Below are 20,781 nucleotides of genomic sequence, written 5' to 3'. Positions count from 1 at the left end.
GCAAGTATTTCTTATAAAAATATGTGGACAAATGTATACATTGTATACTTTCTATGAAGACAAATAAAAAGAAATCCCTACAGAGAGGGATTATTCAGATCTTACTAAACTAAGAAGTCTATCCTTGAATCCTTGTAATCAAGTTCGTGTTTTACTCGTTTTTTGAGATGGCATCGGTTTCGGTTCAATCATTTCTTTTGCCATATGACCATAAGACTCAAGAATTTTGGTTGTATTTTTATTTCGGAACAGTGAAACGAGCATTCTATCAAGTTGAATTTTTTCCCCATGATTTTCGACTTTCATAATTTCTTCTTGGATTGCAATAATCTCATCAAGCCCTGTTATACCATAAGTTGAGTCTTGACTATGAGGAAGTTCTTCACCAACTTGAGTTACCCTTAACTGCGTTGCGAAAAAGTTATTCAGTCGCATCATACTATAAGAAGTTCAGTGCTCTTCCTCTCATTCTAACTCATCAGAAAGTCTCTTTAAGCATAATTGAAACAACTTAGCACGCCATTCATCTACTTTTTCTATAAATGCCATATTTCCTGCTAAGGCTCATATTTTTGCAGCCAAGAGATTATATTCTTCGCTTCTTTCCTGAACTTGTGGAGAATGAGAGAGTTGCATATATGGAATTATTATGTGAATTACAGATATAATATTGATTCTCTAATATTGTCAACCTAATTCTTCCTCTCATAATGTTCCTTGAGTCCTTCAAGTGTGCCGATAGCGATGCGCTGACTATGACAATGAGGACATTCATAAATATATTCACGCATTTTCTTCCCTATTTTCTGTGGCTCGTGTTGGATTGGTTCCACGACCTTTCGGCATTCGCGACAGTAAAAAGCGACTTCACCGCGTTCAGGATTGAAGTTGTTCTCACGTTTTTTTCCGAATGATGAGACATTCACGAGATCAGCGTATCAGGTAGACATATGAACAGATTTATATAACGAAATGATATGAAAATGCGAGGGAATTGCAAATTCTATGGAACCCACACATGTACTTTTATGACTAAAAGTACCAAAAGTCCTTCTTTTTGTTTCATATTTTGGAATCAGAAACGACTCATTTTTGGAATCCAAAAAACTCCTCCTTCGTTGTCAAACAGTTTCGGATTCTTATCAAAAATTTCGTCGACTGATTCTCAAAATACTCAATATAAAGAAGCAAAAAGGTTTCCTAGTATACAGTTTAATCTCCAAAAAGATTATCGAGCCATCATTTCTTGAGTGGTTTTCCTCACTCTGTATGAAGAAGTGCTTCATAGAGGCTTTTCTGGTCGTCAGAAAGCTTCGTTGGTGTAGCGATAATGAGATGAATGATAAGATGTCATTTTGTTCACTTTCGCTCCAGGGAAGGTATGCCTTCATGCTTGAAGTGGATCTCTGTTCCGTACTGCGTACCCGATTTTACGGTTATCGTTTTTTTCCCGAGAACCGGAATTTCGATGGTTTTCTCGGTTCCGAGAACCGCCTCAGCAGGGGAGAGCGAGACTTCATAGTGGAGATTCTCTCGTTCGCGAGTGAGTCCCGCTTCGCGATCCGGTACAGAAAAAGTGATATAGAGATCGCCGTTTCCATCTTTGCCACCATGACCTTCACCGCGCATCTTGATGCTCATGCCATTCTCGATTCCTGCAGGAATATCGATTGTCTTTGAGATCTTTTCTTCAGTTTTTCCTTTTCCATGACAATATGTACATTTCTCCGTGATTTTCTCACCAGTTCCATGACACGTGCTACATGGTCGAGATTGTTCCATGGTTCCGAAAATCGTCTGCACGCGTTCACGAACCTGTCCGCTACCATTACAGGTGGTACAAGTGTCAGTTTTTCCTCATTTCCCATGACAATAAACACATCGAGTTTCGCGAGAGAATTCGATAGTGCGATTGCTTCCACGGATAGCATCTTCGAGAGAAATCTTCATCTGGATCTCGATATCTTCACCAATATCAGCGCGACGTCGAGATTGTCCTCCTCCGAATCCGCCACCGAAAAACGATGAGAAAATATCCCCAAGGTCGCCTGCATCGAATCCTCACTGGAATCATCAGAACCCACCCATACCACCCATTCATTCTGCACTTCAGAATCGGTCATAATTGGACTTTTTCTGAGGATCAGAGAGAACGGAATAGGCTTCATTGAGTTTTTTGAACTCCGCTTCTTTGGTCTTATCTCCGCCGTGACGGTCAGGATGGAGTTCCATTGCCTTTTTTCGGTAGGCTTTTTTTATCTCATCTTCCGTAGCATTTTCAGATACTCAGAGTATCGAGTAATATTCTTTGGACATAGGAATAGAAAAGAAAAATACAAAAATTTTGTCATCCCGAGGTACGAGGGATCTCTTTCGATTTCATCTTATGAGAAGAAGTGTATTGCTTCAAATAAGAGCGAGGGGAAAGAGATTCTTCCTATCGTCAGAATGACAAAATAGAGGTACGAAAAATTAAACATATTTCGCGATGGCAGCCTCGAGAGTGGCAACATCCTGTACACCAACGAATTTCTCAACTGGTTGTCCATCCTTGAATACGATAATAGTCGGGATAGACATGATGCGGAATTGAGTCGGAACCTGAGGTTCGTTATCGACGTTATGTTTCATGATTTTTGCCTTGCTTTCGACCTTGCTCGCGAGTTCTTCGAGACGAGGAATCATCATCTGACATGGTCCACACCATTCAGCCCAAAAATCAACAAGAGTAACACCAGTGGCGATATTTTCTGCAAAAGCAGCATCAGTAGAAGCAAGAGTAGACATAGAAAAACAATTAAAAATTAACAATTAAAAATTAATAATTCAAAGGAGAATTCTAAATTTTCATGTCCGCAGTATATAAAAATCCTCGAGAAATGCAAGGATTTTAGTGAGAATAGTTCTCATTATAATAAATAATTCCGATAGAGTTCTTATTAGAAGGGGAGTGATTTTCTTTCGAGAATCATGATACTATCATCTTCATCCGTTTTCTCGAGTGTGTACTGGATTTTGTTATCAGAAAGCCAAAAATATAGGTCTTCCATCTTATCGCGAAACTTCTCAACATCGTCGATAACGATGATTGCATCAGGCGTACACTTGGAGAGAATGACAAGAAGATATTGGAGATATTCCTTCTTCATCGCATCGATAAAAACGAAATCGAAATACTCATCCGCAAGAGTTGGGAGGACTTTCTTGGCATCTCACCAGATAGCATGAATATTTTTGAGTTTGCAATTCTTGAAATATTCTATTGCTTCATTGTGCATATTCCATGCATATTCCACTGTCGTGATGGTGCTTGATTCTGGAAGAACGGATGCGAATTGGAGTGTGGAATATCCATTGGCAGTACCAACTTCGAGGATATGTTTCGGATTTTTCTCTTGTATGAGATTCTTGAGGAATTCCGCATTCTGTTCAGAGATATTCGGGATTTCTCGTTTGAGAGAAGTACTTTTGATTTTTTTGAGATGGAGGGAGATGATTTGGGAAGACATGTATTATGGGTGAAGTTTGGGTGAAAGTATACGAGAAGTGGCTCCATATACATGAGCAATTCGTAATTCTCTATCTACAATAGCATTTCTTAATACCACTCAAGTAGGGCTAATAATCTTTTCTTGGGATCTCGGTAATGCAAGAATATGTACAGGTTTTATACCTTTACGTTTATGGTCTTCTGAGTTATTGGATTCATGCCAGGATTGATCACCCCATTTTATTATTTCCCATTCTGTTTCATCCCAAATTAATTTGTCACTCCTGTAGATATCACTAAGAATCTTTTCAAGCCCTGAATCAGATGTATTTCGAAATATATTTGCCACTCTATCAAGTGTACGATAGATTTCTCATCGGGAATTATTATCCCCATTACATAGTAGTTTTGTAAGTGTCGATATGCGCTTCAAGAGATCATGTAAGCTAGCTCGAGAGTCAACTACAAGTAACTGTGGTGATGGTTTTGATGATAATGCAAGATTCCTTTTATTCATGGTTTTGTGTATTTTTAGAATCTAAATGGTGTTGAATGATGATATCATCGAGTACTTGTTTCCGTATTCGAATGATCTTTCATAAGAATTCTTCCACGAAGAATATATCAGACCTACTTGGTAAAATACTTAAGAGATGATTAATAACATTTCTATCGTAGGGTTTTGGATGTCATGTTCAACGTTGTTTCCAGAGCTGTTCCTGTCGGGATACTCATCGTAATACTGCTTCTAATAAATCTGGTTGTGATGCAAGCCTTTTTTTCTCCAGTGCAATATATGCTAGGTCATTTACTATTTCCGTACGTAATCTTGTGTCGGTTCATTCTCGTAATTTCTTTTTCCCATTTTTTGCAGCAATAAGATTCGCTACTTTTCATCGTATTCTATAGCCGATACGACGCCACTTTCGTGCCGTCTTTGCTGGTGATTCATCCGTTGTATCGAGATGACTATCTATGGAAATAATATTATTCATAGATTATAAACTTATGATGTATATTTTCCTTTTTTTTCCTGTCTTTGCAAATCTATTTTTGACTTTTTCACTTCATCCATTCTTCTATATCTGCTCTGATTTCTGAGACGAGAGCAAAATCAGTGATATCTGCGAAATGAAGATCAGGAACTCATGATTGACGGACACCATAGACTTCACCTGGTCATCGGAGTTCGAGGTCAATCTCTGCCAGTTCGAATCCGTCGTTCGTCTGTTCCATGGCTCTCAGTCGATCAGTTTTGTATTCTTTTGTTGTGAAGAGATAACAATATGACTGGTCATCACCTCGACCGACGCGTCCACGGAACTGGTGGAGTTGCGAGAGTCAGAATCTTTCCGCTGCCTCGATACAGATAATCGTCGCATTCGGATTATTCACTCACACTTCAACAACGGAGGTGGAAGAGAGGATATGAATCTTATTCTCATAAAAATCCTGCATGATTCTATCTTTTTCTTTTCCACTCATTTTTCCATGGATGAGTCCGATGGTGAGCTTCGGGAATATGGTCGAAAGAGTGATCTGCATCTCGACCGCGGAAGCGATATCTTCTTTCGATTCCGAATCCCGTACTTTTCATGATTGAAAAGTACCAAAAGCTCCCGAAGGGTCGACAAACTCATTCCCACTCTGCTGTCGCTCATCAGAAAACTGTTTTCATCTTCATTCAGACAGTGTCGCCCCCTCGGACTCCCCATTTTTCCAGCTTTTCATCTCCATATTCTTTTTGCTATCAACCAATGGAGAAATCCAGTAAACTTGTCTTCATTGTCGAATCTCTTCTTCGATAAAACGATACATCTCGACGCGTTGATCTTCTCGAACAACTCGTGTATGTATTAGCTTTCGCCCTACTGGATATTCATCGAGAATCGATACATCCTGATCACCATAGAGCGTGAGTGCGAGTGTACGCGGGATTGGAGTTGCAGACATATTCAGTCTGTGGGGAACTATACTAGATTCAAGATTAATGATTCAAGATTTATTGAAATGTATACCTTGAGGTACAAGATTTTTTTTATTATCATTTTGAATTTTAAATTTAGAATTTTGAATTTTCGAACAGTATTCTTCCAAAACTTTCCGTTGCTCGACTCCGAATCGGTGTTGTTCATCGACGACGACGAATCCGAGATTCGCGAATTGGACTGAATCTTGGATGAGCGCATGGGTACCGAAAATAATATCCGTATTTCCAGACTTGAGTCGCTCTCGTGCATCTTCTTTCATCCGTGCTGTGAGTGATCCGACAAGGAGATCTGATCGGATTCACCACTTCATGAGCCAAGCCTCATTGCCAGCGAAATGCTGGCGTGCGAGAATCTCCGTCGGAGCCATGATGGCAACTTGTAATCAGATTCAAGATTCAAGATTAATAATTCAAGATTTCGAGTCATTGGTACTTTCATTTTGTGCCTCAAGGTATACATTTCAATAAATTTTTCATTTTGAATTTTTCATTCGATTGCTAAGAATCATATGGATTGCAGCAATAAGTGCCACGACAGTTTTCCCAGTTCCGACATCACCCTGCAGGAGTCGTGCCATGGCGTGCGGTTGCTCCATATCCTTGAGAATCTGGAAAAGCACGATTTTCTGCTTGTTCGTGAGCGGAAAGGGAAGATCGGCAATGAGCGACTTCACGAGCTCCGTGTCGAGTGGTGTTGCTCGCGCATGTCCTTCGCTTGCCGCAAGTGCGTTATATTTTTTATCGAGACCGCGTTTCTGGAAGACAAAAAGTTCTCCATATCCGAGTTCTTGTTTTGCTCTCTCAAAAGCCTCTATTGATTCTGGAAAATGGATATCACGAATATTCGCATTTTTGCGTCGGAGTCATTTTTTCTGGCGGATATCGTCTGGAATCTCATCCGGAATATCATCGATATATCCGCGCAACAATGCCATTTTCTCACGAATCCAATTCCCAGGAATATAGTTCACATCAGAATATACAGGCAGAACTTCTCGACGTTTTTCTCGGTAATGTTCGATATCAGCACTATTCCACGAGAGTCGCCCATATTCATACTTCGCCTGTCCATAGATGATGACTATATCTCCAGGATGGAATTGTGTCAGGAGCATGCGACGATTCCACCAGACGGCTTCCGCATGGAATCCACTTTTGTCCGCGAGAACGGCCTTGATGAGGAGTTTCTTGTTGCGCGTGCTCTCTTCCGTGAGGAGTTCGATTTTGCACTTTATGGCTTGTTTCTCCTTAATATTGATGAGAGAAAAATCCTCAATCATCTCACTCTTATCTTCGATCCCACGCGGAAAAAGCGAGAGAAAATCTCGCACGGTCTCGATGCCTACTTCGCGCAGTTTCTTGATATAGGTATCCGTTGTATGCAGAAGGGATTTCGTGAGAATCATGCTTGCATTATAACGCAAAATGGAAAATCCGAAAATGCAAAATAAAAACCACCTTTTCGGTGGTTATTTGAGTGGAATTGACTTCGCAAGAGCTTCTATTATCTTTCCTCATGCAGAATTTGCCAGCCGACTCAGAGTGGAAACATCAATGCTCGTTGATAAGAAATCATACCACTTTTTACTATTGATATCAAAAGCATTGGGTCCGAATCATTCTATTGGTTGTATCGAACAAGCAAGATTGGATTGTTCCTTTCGTGATCCACATTCTGTAATGAGTTTTCCGCTTATTTTTGCAAGTTCTTCCTTGAATCGATCGAGATTGGCTGCTGGTATATTGATAACTCCAATTTCTTCACCTTTTTGTCCTACCATTTTATAGGTATTATTGGTAGGAGTGCGTATGAAGTTCACATACGGGAAACTTTCCGGTCATTTCTCTATATTATGATAAATAGATTCACGGGTCAGATACTTTCTATTAAAATGACCATCGCGAGTACGTGAAAGCGTACCACTTCCATCAGCAACACTGATAAATAATTCAAAAGAATCTCCTGCACGCGGATTTTCTCCATTCATAATGTATTCTAGATACTGTTGACGAATTCCAAGTGCATCAGCAATATTACTTATTCATTCACCTTGTTTGAGGACATAGGGTCATCTATTTTGTTCTCGAAGTACTTCGGGAGTGGTCTCTGGATGAGAATTAGTAAGTGTCATAATAGTACATTTAAGCAGCTACAGAAAAATCTTCATCATTCGCAGGGCTAACAGGAAAGGATGTTCCTGTTCTAGGATTATACATAATTCCATGAACCACTTGCCATGTTTGTCATGGTTGCACGCTGAAGAGGCTTGGCGGTGCAAAGATTCCCAGATTCTTCGCGACTTTTGCTACAGTATCACCATCCTGAACAGTATAAAAAACTGGATTTATAATCATTTCAACCGCTTCTGATATTCGTTCTTTTCTGCTAGGAAGCTCATGATCATGGCTTTGAGGAAGACCCTCAGGATTAAAAGGAAGAAGAGTATTCATGTTTTATATTTAATTGACCATAGTATCTTCTCACAATTCATTTGCTTTTGCAAATATTTGATATGTTTTTTGTGAATTTTTATTGCTTTTTCTTCTGGAGTTTTTATACTACACTCAGTTTTCTTTTTCTGTTGATGTTCAGGTGGCGCTCTACGGAGGAGAAAGAAGCACAATGAAGTTGCTCTGGATTCAGAGAACTTGGGTGGAACCGTCCGAAATAATTCAAAATTCAAGATTACGAATTCAAAATTAAAAGGACCCCAAGAAAGTTTATTCTTTTTTGTGGGTCTTTTTTGTCCACGAGAGAGAAACTTACTTCCTAACTTTTCTATTTATGGCAGCAGATATGCAAACACTCGTTACCTTTGCGAAAACAAAAGGTTTTGTCTATCAGGGTTCTGAGATCTACGGAGGTCTTGCGAACTCATGGGACTACGGTCCACTCGGAATCCTTCTCAAGGAAAATATCAAAAATCTCTGGATGAAGACTTTTGTTCAGAAGCGAAAAGATATGGTACTTCTCGATGCAGCAATCATGATGAATCCAAATGTGTGGGTTGCGTCGGGTCATGTTGGATCATTTTCTGATCCACTCATGGAATGTCGTGGATGTAATACTCGTCATCGCGCAGATAAGCTCATCGAAGAAGCACTCGAAAAAGATGCGAATTTTCCTGTACCGAACAGTTGGGCTGGAGATAAGACTTCTCTCGATGATCTCAATGCATATATGAAGCTCGGTCATATTGTATGTCCGAATTGTGGTGCGAAAGATTGGGGTGATGTAAAGCGATTCAATCTCATGCTCCAGACACATCAGGGAACGACAGAAGATGCACTTTCTCTTGTCTATCTTCGTCCTGAGACAGCTCAGGGAATCTTCGTGAACTTCCCGAACATTGCTCGCAGTTCTCGCAAAAAAATCCCATTCGGTGTCGCACAGTGCGGAAAGGCATTTCGCAATGAAATCACTCCGAAAAACTTCATTTTTCGAACTCGTGAATTCGAACAGATCGAGATTGAATATTTCTGCAAACCAGGAACTGATGCAGAACTCTTCCAGGAATGGCTCGAAAACGAGACAACATTCTTTACGGAAGTTCTCGGATTCAAGGCAGAGAAGGTTCGTTTTGTCGAAATCCCAAAAGAAGGACTTCCACACTATTCGAAGCGGGCTGGAGATTTTGAATACCTCTTTCCATTCGGTTGGGGAGAAATCTCAACGCTCGCGAATCGTACGGACTATGATCTCAATGCGCATATGTCCCTCTCGAAACAAGATCTCTCCTACTTCGATCCGTTTGATAATACGAAGTATATTCCATACGTGATCGAGCCATCTATCGGACTTTCTCGTCTCACGCTCGCAGCTATGTGTGATGCGTATGATGAGGTGACGAATGAAGAGGGAAGTCGTGTAGTGATGCGTTTTGCACCACAGGTTGCACCAGTGAAGGTTGGAGTATTTCCACTCGTGAAAAAATTCTCAGAACAAGCGGATGAACTCTATTCACTTCTTTCGAGTGAATTCATGTGTGAATATGATGAAGCGGGAACTATCGGAAAGCGATATGCTCGTGCAGATGAAATCGGTATCCCATTCTCTATCTGTGTCGAACCAGAGAACTACGATCAAGGTCAAGTGACGGTTCGCGATCGTGATACGGGAGAACAAGAAATTGTGAAAATCGAGAATCTCATCACTTGGCTCAAATCGAAAGGTTGCTAAAGAAAAATCCCCGAGAAATCGGGGATTCTTTTAATCGAACAAATATTATTTCTTTTCTCCTTTCGCCAGTCCGAGAAACTTGAGAACTGGACATTCATTCTGGTAGTACCAGAGCATGATGAACATCGCACCAAGAATAGAGAGATTCTTCATGAAGTTGTTGTATTGGTTCGTGTATGCGAGGCTTCCAGGAGCTTCCACCCAGAAGTTATGAAAGAATGGAGTCGCAACAATGAGGAATAGAATGAGAAGTGCAGCACCAGATCCAGCGAACTTTTTTCCCACGAGGAGAAGTGTTGCTCCGACGAGATCAAGAGCAATGGCACCAATGATAGCAATCACAGGAAATGGCATACCAGCACCATCAGCAATACCAACGAACATATCGAAGTTTGTTATTTTGCTATAAGCAGAAGAATAGAAAATAGCAACCAAGAGGAGCCGACCAAGAAAGAATAGCCAATTCATAGGAAGAAAAGTAAAAATATAAAGGTACGAAAATATTGTACGAAAACGTTCAAAAATGCAAACGTTTTTGCTTTATATTATAAATTTATCATATCTTGAAAAGGAAATTTGCGAGTTCCTCTTTTCTCGATACAATCCACATATAAATTTTTCTTATGCACGATCTTATCAATACACTTTTTTCGTTCTTTTCGACGATTGATTATACGGCGATTTTTATCCTCATGACGCTGGAATCTTCGATTTTCCCTGTTCCATCCGAGCTCGTCATGATACCCGCTGGGGTTTCTGCTGCTGCTGGACATATTGATCCATTTCTTGCTGTTCTTGTTGGCGGAGTTGGTTCTGTTGTGGGGGCGCTGTTGAATTATTGGATTCTCGGACAATGGCTCGGGCGTCCTTTCCTCGAGAAATATGGGAAATATATCCTCATCACGAAAGCAAAATACAAAAAAGCAGAAGATCTTTTTCTCCAGAATGACAGGATATATACATTTATCGGACGACTCCTCCCAGTCGTGCGTCATCTGATCTCGATTCCTGCTGGTATTTTTCGCATGAAGATGCTCCCATTTATCTCGATTACATTTCTCGGTGCGACTCTCTGGTGTGCGGTTCTTGTGACTCTCGGGTACATCTTCGGAGATAGTATGACAACTCTGATTGGACGATATGGGAATGAGGTTGGATATGTTTCTATTGTACTGATTGGTATCTATCTTTGGTTCAAGATTTTCCGGAAATAGTTTTCGAATCTATTTATATACAGTATGGGTACTTATATTTTCTGAACATACAATCTTGAGGTACTTGCATGAGAAATTTTTCAGAGTTTTCTTATTGCTTGAAAATATGCAATTGAACATCAACAATGAGTAGTAAATATAGGAAAAGAATGAGAATTAATCGATTGAGATACTGAGGAAACAATACTTCGTCGAAATGCAAAAACAAAAATAGACGAAGAAGTTCAAGAGATACTATTACAAAAGTTGATACAGATTATCGAGCCAAGAGACTTTATTCTTGATGCTGAAGAGGAAACTATGACATGTTCATCTTTCTCGAATCAAAATGCACAGGCAAGCATTATTATTGATCCGATTGATGGAACACTGGAATATATACAAGGAAGTGCAGGTTATTCTATCTGTCTAGCCCTTCTCGTTTGAGGAAGCTTTCCACTTATATATGTATATTATCCTACTAAGGGTATTTTATATGCAAAGGTTTGAGATGAGGTTTTTATTCAAGATATGAAAACAAATATAAAAACTAAACTTCAACCACCAAATACTATAAAAAAAGTGGTATATGCAAACAACAGGGTAATTCCAGAGGTTTTAACTCCATATGTAGAAGAGGGTTATTCTATAGTACAAAGTCAAGAAATATATTGATGGGATGATGCTCTTGTGGGGCTTATTCAATGAGAATTTGCACATTGTTTATTTCATACCCCGCAAATGAGAGATATCCTTATTGGATTTATAGGAGTGAGCCTTCTATGATGAAATTGTATAGATTTTTCAGGAAATTCTCTTATCTTACCAGAAAAATGACGTGTTCCTGAGGCACACTTTTATTTTTGATAGTTGGTTGGGCTTCTATGCTTTCACGATTGGTGAAGGATGGAATCCGAATTTCTCTGGTGCTGTCTCGCAATATTTCTCAATAGAGTCCATGAAGTAGGAGGGGAGTACTCACTGTATTTTTCATACTGTATAATATCCGACCAGCATCATCGCTGCATAACTTTGTGTATCGAAAACAGGAAGATTCACTTGATTGGTTCCGTATTGTATTCATGTCTCATTGCCGAAACAGAGGAAGAGTTCTCGATCATCAGGAACAACTGTGATAGCATGCTTCATTTGCTCATAGGTGAAGACGTCACGAGCAAGCTTGCGTCCAAAAAGTTCGATGAACTTCATCTCGATCATATCTCTCAGGAGTGCGAACTCGTTCGGAAGGACTACAATATACCCAGTATAAGATTTCCAGTCTATATTACTGAGGATGGCATCGATAGTCTGAGTGATATGATCACGAAGCTTGGAGAGTTCTCGATTCGCTTCAGCACCATAGAGGTATCCGAAATACGTCGAAGTATTGTAAGTATATGGTTCTGTATTTTTCGGGAAAACAAAACTCGTATCAGCAATAGTTCGAGCAGGACTGGTTTCGCTGGAAGAAATGAGAAATGTTTTCTTTCCCATTTTTTCCGCAAGTTCGAGAATAATAGGTGCATGCTTCTCTCCACTCGCTGAGACAACCACTACTTCTTCGATGGATGGAATATTTCGGAGTTTTTCTTCGACTTCTGATTCGGATGCGAAAAATGCTGGAATGTTCCGAAAAAGGATTTTCCCCGTCGCAATCCCATTTCCACTCCCGACGACGAGTGGTGCGTGGAACTGGGAAAAGTCTATCTGCGGGAGATTCTCCGCATTTTGATATGTATTGATAGTATCGAGGACGATGGTGTCGAGGGTTGGGAGGTTCATGGGATTCTTTTATACATTTCTTATCCTAAGATGTTCAAATATAAAATCATATACATGTAATCCTAGGAGTGGCAGTTATACTTCGGAATTGATTTTTTCCAGTCCAATTCGTCCTTTTTCTTTGTCGACAGAATAGACTTTTACCTTCACTATTTCACCGACCTTGGCAACCGTGTTCACATCTGCGATACGCTCCTTGACTCCGAATTTTGAGATATGGATCATTCCTTCCTTTCCTTTGGCAATCTCGACGATAGCACCAACCGTATCGAGGATTTTCACGATTTTTCCTTCATAGATATCACCAACCTCGATGTCTTTGAGAATACCCTTGATGAACTCAAGTGCTGCTTTTCCAGCCTCTTGAGTTTTCGCGGTGATAGTACATTGTCCATCATCTTCGAGGTTCACTTCCACACCGAAATCTTTTTCAATTCACTGAATCGTCTCACCACCTTTACCGATGACTTCGCGCATTTTCTCTTCTGGAACATGAACCGCGAGAAGGAATGGTGCATATGGAGAGAGTTCTTTGCGTGGTTCTGCGAGGCATTTTTTCATCTCACCCATGATATAGCCACAAGCATTGATAGACTTCGCGAATACTTCACGAATCACATCCATAGAGAGGCCAGAAATCTTACAGTCCATCTGAAGTGCTGTGATACCAGTATCTGTACGAGCTACCTTGAAGTCCATATCACCGAGGAAGTCTTCCTGAGCTTGGATATCAGCGAGAATCTCATACTTTCCAGTCGTCTCATCGTAGATCATTCCCATAGCAACACCTGCTACCATAGCCTTGATCGGCACACCTGCGTCCATGAGAGACATAGTCGATCCACAGACACTTCCCATAGAACTCGAACCGTTACAAGTCGTAGTTTCACTGACAACACGGATCATATATGGAAAATCTGTCTCATCTGGCAGAACTGGCTCAAGTGCCTTCTCAGCGAGACGACCATGACCAACCTCGCGACGTCCAACACCACGAAGTGGTTTCACTTCACCGACAGAGAATGGAGGGAAGTTGTAGTGATGGATATAGCGTTTTGTATCTTCTTCGTACATGTCGTCGATGAGTTGGATATCTGATGGTCCACCGAGTGTCGTGATAGAGAGAACCTGTGTCACACCACGTTCGAAAAGTGCAGAACCATGAGTGCGAGGAAGAATCGGCGCAGTAGCACGAACAGGACGAACCTCACCAGGCGCACGACCATCGAGACGTGAGCGAGTTCCGAGAACCGTCTTTCGCATGTGAGTCTTCACAACATCCTTCACACTGTCAGCAATATCTGCCATTTTTGGAGTATTGGTTTCTTCGTCGTATCCGAGTTTCTCAGCAACTGATTCTACGAGATGGTGGATAGCATCGTGGAACTCGAGTTTTCCGAGATTGTAGAGTGCCTTGATCTCATCTTCTGTGACAAGCGCATGGACTTTTGCGAGAACTTCTGTATCCGTCTCTACGACAGTGAGTTCTGTTTCAGGAAGGACGTAGACTTTTGTATATTCAGCAACGAAATCTTTCTGTGCCTTACAGAAATCCTTGATAATCGCGTGAGCGAACTCAAATGCGCGAACCATGAGATCATTGGAAACCTGATCTCCTTGGCTTTCTACCATGGTGATAGCATCTTCAGTTCCAGCAACGGTGAGGTCGAGGTGCGCTGTCTGGAGTTGTTCGAATGTCGGGTCAAAAATGAAATTCCCAGCCTCATCCGCAATCACGCGAACTCCAGAAACAGGAGCTTCGAATTCCTTCACGCCCGCGAGCATAACAGAGAGAGAAGCACCAGTGACACCATACCAACCGAAGTCAGAAACACCGCTCGAGCTCATGATAGTCGAGATAATCTGTACTTCTGTGCGAGTTCCTTTCGGGAACATCGGACGGATAGGACGATCGATGACACGACTATTCAGGATAGAAGTCTCGCTCGGACGACCTTCTCGCTTCATGAAGCGATTCCCACCGATTTTTCCATTCGCATAGTATTTCTCTTGGTATTCTACCGTGAGAGGAAAAAAGTCTCCATCTTTCGGATTCCCGATACCAGTAGTTGTGAGGAGAAAATTTCCATCCTCATCCTTGATAACCACAGAACCAGTCGCGAAGAGCGCGAGACGTCCAGATTCGAACGTGATTTGTTTCCCACCGATAGAGTAGGTTTTTTCGACAACAGCTCGCGAGAGTGCGAGCTTATCCTTGAGGGCAACAATCATATGGGTAGTGATTAGAAATTAGTAATTGGTGATTAGAAGGAACACCAGACCTTTTTTGGAAATATCACTCGTCGATCCAAAGAAAATGACTCGTATCAGCTTCTTCGGATAGGCGAGCAGTGATATACACAGGTGATTATAGAGAAAATGGGGGAAATAGCAACAGAATCCGTGCGAGCAAGAAAAAGACCCGCGTGAGCGGGTCGGGGTTGAAGGAATCCGGAAGAAATTCCTTCCGGGGTTATCGATGCCGTCAATTTACACTTTCGTAATCCAACAACGCATCGCTGTTCTCCTTCAATGTCCAGCGCTTACCCAGCTGGATGCAGGGGAATTCCCGCGAGAGCCTTGTGGGCCTCTGGAATATTCGAGGGTGATTGTAGGATGTATTTTCTTTTTGTCAAAATATTCTCAACAAAAGAAAAACACCCCTCGTGGGGGGTGTCGAGAACATGAGGTTTTGGAGTCCTATGTTCTACGATGAAACAAAGAAAATTCAGGAGGATTGCATTTGGGCTTGTTTAGCCCGATTTACGTAGACCTCCCTGAGGTGAGGGGGAATATGGGCTGGTAGCGGGATTTGGCTACGAACCTCTGGTTCAGTCGGTTTCTTGGTGGTGTTCATCGGTCTTTCTCTCCTTTAGCAACTCCATGAAGAGTGCGTGTGGTTGGAATAGTCTCAATTGTCAGCTCGCGAATCACTTCGCGAGAAAATCAAAAAGAGTTCGCGGACTATAGGAAATAAAAATTGTTTGTCAAACTTTATATATTTTTCTTTCTCGATTTCTCTATGAGGAAAACTTGATTTTCCAAAAAAATATATAAAATGCCTCTCGTACTCTTTTGCAGGTATAGCTCAATTGGCTAGAGTACCGCCTTGCCATGGCGGCTGTTGTGGGTTCGAGTCCCATTACCTGCTCCATATGAAACCAAAAATCCCTTCTCAATATGAGAGGGGATTTTCTGTATTTCTGGTGTCCTCGACAGGGATCGAACCTGTGTCACAAGCTTCGGAGGCCCGTATTTTTCCACTAAACTACGAGGACAAAAATATTTCGACAGCATATCCAAAAGTATGAGAAAGGCAAAAAATGCCTCGATAATTTTATGGGATTTGACCGAAAGGGAAAGAAAGGATAATCTATTATTACTTTCATTTATTTTTATATGCGAAAAACTTCATACAAAAGGAAGAGATATTATCATTCCTCTCCGCAAAGCTTTCAATCTTTTCTGGAAGATATGTTTGTTCGAATTTTGCAGTTTGGAGTTGCCTTGATTTTACTAGTACTAATGCCTTATTATATTAAAATAATGGAATATTATTTCTGGCTTGTTGATTATGTCATAAGGAATCCATATATTCTCATTCCCATTACAATAGTTGTAATGGTTGTTTTCTGGGTACTAATAAAATTTCAGAAGTACCGAAAGCAGAAAAGATATATGGCACTCCAGAGATTTAATGAAATTATGAAGTTAGATTGGCGTGAATTTGAAACATTTATTGCAAGTGTTCTTGAAGAGAAATGATTTCACTCAATTCTGTGAGCAGGAATAAAAGATTGATGAGTCGATGTAACTGCAATATATGATGAGCAAAAATATTTTGTGCAATGTAAACATTATGAAACAGATCTAATCTGAGTTGAGAAAATTCGTGAACTTCACGGAGTAATGAATGGTGAAAATCCTCCAGCAGGATGAATCTTTGTTACCACAACATGATTCACTACTGATGCCGTTTCTGAGGCTAAGAAGTATGGAATAGAACTTTGGGATAGAAATTATCTTAAGAAATTGGTGGAAAGTAGGGAAATAATACATGATACTTTCAATTCAAATTATGGTCTCTGTGAAAGATGTTGATGAGAGCTTATCTTACGAGTAGCAAAAAATTGAGAACATTCATGAGAACAATTTCTCGGGTGTGCAAATTACCCAAAATGTACTTTTATTAAACAATTATAGAAAAACCCCCCTCGATTTCTCGAAGGGGAATTTTTATTTCTCATCTTTCTCTTCCACAACATGAACGGGCTTCATAGTCGAACGAAGTGAGGAGAGAAGAAGCTTGCTTATTCTCATCCGAGCGAGTGATGACTTCCAAACCTTGGTTTGATAAAAGGGAAGTACTGACATTCGCGGAGCGGCTTGTCTTCGAGGAAGGCGAAGAATCGCTCACCGAATCCGAATCCACACGTCGGAGGCATACCGTGTTCGAGCATCTCGACGAAGTCCCATTCTGGCATCATCGCTTCATCATCTCACTGTGCGAGGAGTTCTTGTTGGAGCTCGAATCTGGATCGCTGATCGAGTGGATCATTGAGCTCTGAGAATCCATTTCCCACCTCACTTCCCGCGATAATCGGCTGGAATCGTTCGACTTTTCCTGGGGATTTCGCACTTGCTTTCGCAAGAGGAGAGATAATCTGCGGATGATTCACGAGAAATGCTGGGCCAGTGATGGTTTTTCGTACGTATTTCCAGAGCGTGTCTGTGAGACGTTCACGATTATCTCCTTCGTATTTCACACCGAGTTCTGCGAGTTTTGCTTTCATCTCTTCATCGGTCGCTGTGAGGAGATTGATTCCTGTTTTTGATTCCACTGCTTCGAGGTAGTCGACTTTTGGCCAGTTACCCGCGAGGTCGAATTCATGTCCTTTTGCCGTGAATTTCGTACGACCATATACTGTGAGTGCGATGGCTTGGTAGAGCTCTTGGACGAGTTTCATGCCATCCTCGTAGTCGGCGTATGACCAGTAGAATTCCATATTCGTGAATTCCTGGAGGTGTTCAGGACTTGAACCTTCGTTGCGATAGGCGCGTCCAATCTCGAATGTCTTCGGAAATCCTCCTGCCATAAGTCTCTTCTGCCAGAGTTCTCCGACACAGATGCGCATATAGACATCGACATCGTAGTCGTTGTGATGCGTCGCGAACGGTCGAGCCTCGGCTCCGCCCGTCGTATGTTCGATCGTCGGAGTCTCGACTTCGAGAAATCCCTTGTCCTTCATGAAGTTGCGAATCGTTTCCCAGAATTTCGCTTTGCGATAAAACAGAGCACGGAGTTCATCGTCCATTGCCATATCGAGGTAGCGCTTGCGGTAGCGCTCATCTTCATTCTCCATTCCGTGGAATTTCTCTGGAAGTGGGCGGATGGCTTTCGTGAGAAATGAGAATTCTGACACGAAGAGTGTGAGCTCCCCCTTGTGTGTGTAGAAAAGCTCTCACTTGACTCCGACAAAATCTCATAAATCAATCAGTTTCTCTGCGAATTTATATGCAGATAAAGATTCCGCGCTTCCGTCATTCTGAGGCTTTGCCGAAGAATCCAGTGTTTCCATTGTTCCTGGATCCTTCACTTCGTTCAGGATGACGGGAGAGAGTTCTGTTTTTTTCTCACCATCGACGATGATGTTGCAATTCTCACGAGAAAAAAGAATCTGGACACGTCCAGTTCCATCATTGATCGTCGCGAAACAGATTTTCCCGAAACTGCGATGAAGCATCACACGTCCAGCAAGCGAAACTTCGCTCACGGGCGCAGGGATAATATCTTCCACAGCACGAAAAGACGAAGTCTGACCTTCCTCGATTTTTGCTGGATGATTCACGAGAATCTGTCCAATCTGGTGTGTGATATCGAACTTGGTAGCGTATGGATTTACCCCGAGCGTTTTGATACGTTCGAGTTTTCGGATGCGGTCGAGGGTTTCGGTGGAGTAGTTTGGAGTAGACATAGTGGTATAAAAAATCCCTCCCAATATATGGAAAGGGAGGGAAAAGGCAAGAGATGCTTGTTCTTTACAAAATAAATTGACAATTTATAATTAAAATATAATATCACATTTATTCACCAAATAAACAAAGATATCCATGCTTAATACCTCTACACCTGCAGATAAGCCAGTTGTCCTTGCTGAACATCATGATATAGATGATTTAGGAGATACTGTTGTGGGCTATGGTTTTAGAGAAGGACACGCTATTGATGATATTGATAAACAAGGAGTAGTACTCCATGTTAGCTATGCAACTTCTGCAGAATTGGAGGAGCTTTGAGTACTTTCCAAAACATATAAAACAGATAAACAAGCAAAGGATAGATATAATGAGATATGTGAATGAATCAAAGGGCGTCGCCTGAAGGAAAGGTCTCATGAGTTATATAGGAGAATCATGGAGTGACGTCCGGGATAAGAATTATATTTTCTCATAAATTCAAAAAAATCCCCCTCTGGGGGATTTTCGACGAATGATTGAACGGCATTGGTCGAGCGGAGTATAGAATCTTTCCCTGATAAGTCAAATTTTCTAGAGAAAAAACCACTGAAGTCCGAGGAATAAAGTTCCTGCAATGAGAATCGTCGATGGCATAGTGAGTATCCATGCGAGGAGAATATGTTTGACCATATGTGGATCAATACCATTTTTCCATCCATGTTCTTCGACCATCGTACCTGCCACACTCGATGACATGACGTGAGTCGTAGAGACAGGGAGTCCGAGAGTAGAAGCGGCGCCAATTGTTCCTGCTGTGATAAAAGCAGAAGATGCCGCTTGTGAATAATTCATTTTATATTTCCCGATTTTTTCACCGATAGTTTCGACGATACGTTTCCATCCAATCATTGTTCCAGAACCGATTGCGATAGATACAAGAACAATAATCCACCATGGTACATAATCTGTAGCACCGAGCAGATTATTGATGTTTTCATTGATGTTCGCGAGAGAAATATGGACACTATTCGCACTTGCACTCGGGACAAGATTGTTTGTCTCGAGAGTATTGAGTGATGTATAATTATCCCGGATTTTGAATATATTTTTGCGGATTCCTGCACGATCGATTTCCCCATTTCCTGCTTTTGCGATGAGCGTTTGGAGTTCATTGGTTGCAATTTTTATATTACCAGTGAGTTCTGCTTCACGAGTTGGGAGTTTGTTCGTATCTATTTGTGCTACTTGGGTAGAGATAGCATGAACATTCTCTGAGAGTGTGTTCATATCCAGCTTCGGATTTATCGCGAAAGCGCTTGGAATCAGGGTTATGAGAATAAGCGTCGCGATTCCGACGCCTTTTTGTCCATCATTTTTTCCATGCATGAAGCTCACTAGTCCAGATGCGAGAATCAAGGTCGATCGTATAGCAAGACTTGGACGATCTCATGCATTCATAGGAGCCCTGAAGTATTCTTCGCGTTTGATGAATCGGTGTGCGATGTAGATGAGAATGAGAGCACAACCAAAACCAATAATAGGAGAAATCAAAAGTCCAACTACGACTTCTTCCGCTTTTCCCCAATGCGGAGTGAATTCACTTCCAGCAGCGGAATACATGATAGCAATACTGACTCAGAGAATCGATCCGATAAGTGCGTGAGAACTCGAAACTGGAAGTGCGAGATACCATGCTCCGAGATCCCAGATAATTGCAGCAATCAGAATCGAAAGCACAAGCAGAATACCAAAATTGGTCGGTTGTTCAGTGATAATTCCGAGTGGTAGAAGATGAAGAATACTCATGGCAACCGTAGTTCCACCGAGCAAAACCCCGAGAAAATTCAGAACAGCAGCGAGGAATACTGACTTTTTCGCTTCGAGAGAATGACTATAAATAACAGGTGCGATGGCATTTGCTGTATCATTCATTCCGTTGATGAATTCGAACGAGAGGACGATTCAGAGACAGAGAATGAGAATAAAAATATCCATAAGATTGAGAGAGATTCGAGGGCTATCTTCCAATTTTTCCATAATCACGAAAAAAAAGCAAATATTCGACGAACTTTTCCAGCAAAAATGTGTTATTTTTTGCTTTTCCAAAGAGAAAAAACTTTTTTCTCACTAAACAGAAAAAGGGAAACTGTTTTGACTTTCGCCTTCAGAAAAATAGATTGTTGTTAGT

19 protein-coding genes and 2 tRNA genes are annotated in these 20,781 nt (G+C 41.3%); 6 read left to right on the top strand and 15 right to left on the bottom strand.

Translation table 25 applies throughout. The annotated features are described in order from the left end of the window. Positions 1–90 precede the first annotated feature (90 nt). From PHY14_01840 to PHY14_01800, 9 genes are all read right to left on the bottom strand, one after another. Positions 91–636: a hypothetical protein gene (locus PHY14_01840; GenBank protein ID MDD2693649.1), complete on the bottom strand. Its 546-nt coding sequence runs from the start codon at positions 634–636 to the stop codon at positions 91–93. Positions 637–692: 56 nt separating this feature from the next. Further along, positions 693–950 carry a hypothetical protein gene (locus PHY14_01835; GenBank protein MDD2693648.1) on the bottom strand — a complete coding sequence of 86 codons (258 nt, stop codon included), beginning with the start codon at positions 948–950 and terminating at the stop codon, positions 693–695. A gap of 262 nt (positions 951–1,212) precedes the next feature. Next, a complete protein-coding gene (locus PHY14_01830; protein MDD2693647.1) occupies positions 1,213–2,316 on the bottom strand; it encodes a DnaJ C-terminal domain-containing protein in 1,104 nt (367 codons plus the stop codon). A gap of 156 nt (positions 2,317–2,472) precedes the next feature. Beyond that, positions 2,473–2,787, bottom strand: coding sequence for a thioredoxin (gene trxA, locus PHY14_01825; protein ID MDD2693646.1), 315 nt, complete (start codon positions 2,785–2,787; stop codon positions 2,473–2,475). Between the two features lie 152 nt (positions 2,788–2,939). Continuing rightward, on the bottom strand, positions 2,940–3,509 hold the full coding sequence (locus PHY14_01820) for a class I SAM-dependent methyltransferase (protein MDD2693645.1): 570 nt from the start codon (positions 3,507–3,509) through the stop codon (positions 2,940–2,942). Positions 3,510–3,999: 490 nt separating this feature from the next. After that, the gene (locus PHY14_01815) at positions 4,000–4,485 is read right to left on the bottom strand and encodes a hypothetical protein (GenBank protein MDD2693644.1); all 486 of its coding nucleotides are present in this window, start codon (positions 4,483–4,485) and stop codon (positions 4,000–4,002) included. A gap of 52 nt (positions 4,486–4,537) precedes the next feature. Continuing rightward, a complete protein-coding gene (locus PHY14_01810; GenBank protein MDD2693643.1) occupies positions 4,538–6,886 on the bottom strand; it encodes an ATP-dependent DNA helicase RecG in 2,349 nt (782 codons plus the stop codon). Between the two features lie 63 nt (positions 6,887–6,949). After that, positions 6,950–7,612 (bottom strand): hypothetical protein, encoded by a 663-nt coding sequence (locus PHY14_01805; protein MDD2693642.1) that lies wholly within the window; start codon positions 7,610–7,612, stop codon positions 6,950–6,952. A 10-nt stretch (positions 7,613–7,622) separates the two neighbouring features. After that, a complete protein-coding gene (locus PHY14_01800) occupies positions 7,623–7,931 on the bottom strand; it encodes a hypothetical protein (GenBank protein ID MDD2693641.1) in 309 nt (102 codons plus the stop codon). 334 nt (positions 7,932–8,265) lie between these two features. Here PHY14_01800 and PHY14_01795 point away from each other — a divergent pair, with 334 nt between their 5' ends. After that, positions 8,266–9,660, top strand: coding sequence for a glycine--tRNA ligase (locus PHY14_01795; protein ID MDD2693640.1), 1,395 nt, complete (start codon positions 8,266–8,268; stop codon positions 9,658–9,660). A 45-nt stretch (positions 9,661–9,705) separates the two neighbouring features. Here the strand turns inward: PHY14_01795 and PHY14_01790 are convergent, their stop codons facing one another. Continuing rightward, positions 9,706–10,128, bottom strand: a complete 423-nt coding sequence (locus PHY14_01790) for a DoxX family protein (protein ID MDD2693639.1) — start codon at positions 10,126–10,128, stop codon at positions 9,706–9,708. 155 nt (positions 10,129–10,283) lie between these two features. On the opposite strand from PHY14_01790, the gene PHY14_01785 reads away from it, so the two are divergent. Then, positions 10,284–10,874, top strand: a complete 591-nt coding sequence (locus PHY14_01785) for a DedA family protein (GenBank protein MDD2693638.1) — start codon at positions 10,284–10,286, stop codon at positions 10,872–10,874. 24 nt (positions 10,875–10,898) lie between these two features. After that, on the top strand, positions 10,899–11,723 hold the full coding sequence (locus tag PHY14_01780) for a hypothetical protein (protein MDD2693637.1): 825 nt from the start codon (positions 10,899–10,901) through the stop codon (positions 11,721–11,723). Between the two features lie 12 nt (positions 11,724–11,735). On the opposite strand, the gene PHY14_01775 is transcribed toward PHY14_01780, so the two are convergent. After that, entirely contained in the window at positions 11,736–12,635 is a 900-nt protein-coding gene (locus PHY14_01775) for a hypothetical protein (protein MDD2693636.1), read from the bottom strand. A 75-nt stretch (positions 12,636–12,710) separates the two neighbouring features. Further along, positions 12,711–14,867 (bottom strand): polyribonucleotide nucleotidyltransferase, encoded by a 2,157-nt coding sequence (locus PHY14_01770; GenBank protein ID MDD2693635.1) that lies wholly within the window; start codon positions 14,865–14,867, stop codon positions 12,711–12,713. Positions 14,868–15,712: 845 nt separating this feature from the next. Here PHY14_01770 and PHY14_01765 point away from each other — a divergent pair. Then, positions 15,713–15,789: transfer RNA gene (locus PHY14_01765), tRNA-Gly, on the top strand. Between the two features lie 50 nt (positions 15,790–15,839). On the opposite strand, the gene PHY14_01760 is transcribed toward PHY14_01765, so the two are convergent. After that, positions 15,840–15,913, bottom strand: a tRNA-Arg gene (locus PHY14_01760). Between the two features lie 121 nt (positions 15,914–16,034). Between PHY14_01760 and PHY14_01755 the strand changes: the two genes are divergently transcribed. Then, a complete protein-coding gene (locus PHY14_01755) occupies positions 16,035–16,838 on the top strand; it encodes a restriction endonuclease (GenBank protein ID MDD2693634.1) in 804 nt (267 codons plus the stop codon). A gap of 107 nt (positions 16,839–16,945) precedes the next feature. Here PHY14_01755 and PHY14_01750 read toward each other — a convergent pair whose 3' ends face one another. Next, positions 16,946–18,610, bottom strand: a complete 1,665-nt coding sequence (locus PHY14_01750) for an OB-fold nucleic acid binding domain-containing protein (protein ID MDD2693633.1) — start codon at positions 18,608–18,610, stop codon at positions 16,946–16,948. 136 nt (positions 18,611–18,746) lie between these two features. Between PHY14_01750 and PHY14_01745 the strand changes: the two genes are divergently transcribed. After that, positions 18,747–19,070 (top strand): hypothetical protein, encoded by a 324-nt coding sequence (locus tag PHY14_01745; protein MDD2693632.1) that lies wholly within the window; start codon positions 18,747–18,749, stop codon positions 19,068–19,070. Positions 19,071–19,184: 114 nt separating this feature from the next. Here PHY14_01745 and PHY14_01740 read toward each other — a convergent pair whose 3' ends face one another. Next, positions 19,185–20,588 (bottom strand): inorganic phosphate transporter, encoded by a 1,404-nt coding sequence (locus PHY14_01740; protein MDD2693631.1) that lies wholly within the window; start codon positions 20,586–20,588, stop codon positions 19,185–19,187. Between the last annotated feature and the right edge of the window lie 193 nt (positions 20,589–20,781).

The sequence above is a fragment of the Candidatus Gracilibacteria bacterium genome, assembly GCA_028687475.1.
GTDB lineage: Bacteria > Patescibacteriota > Gracilibacteria > BD1-5 > UBA2023 > STC-74.
The sequence above is the reverse complement of the archived record's forward strand: the minus strand, read 5'-3'. Positions and strand labels throughout refer to the sequence as shown.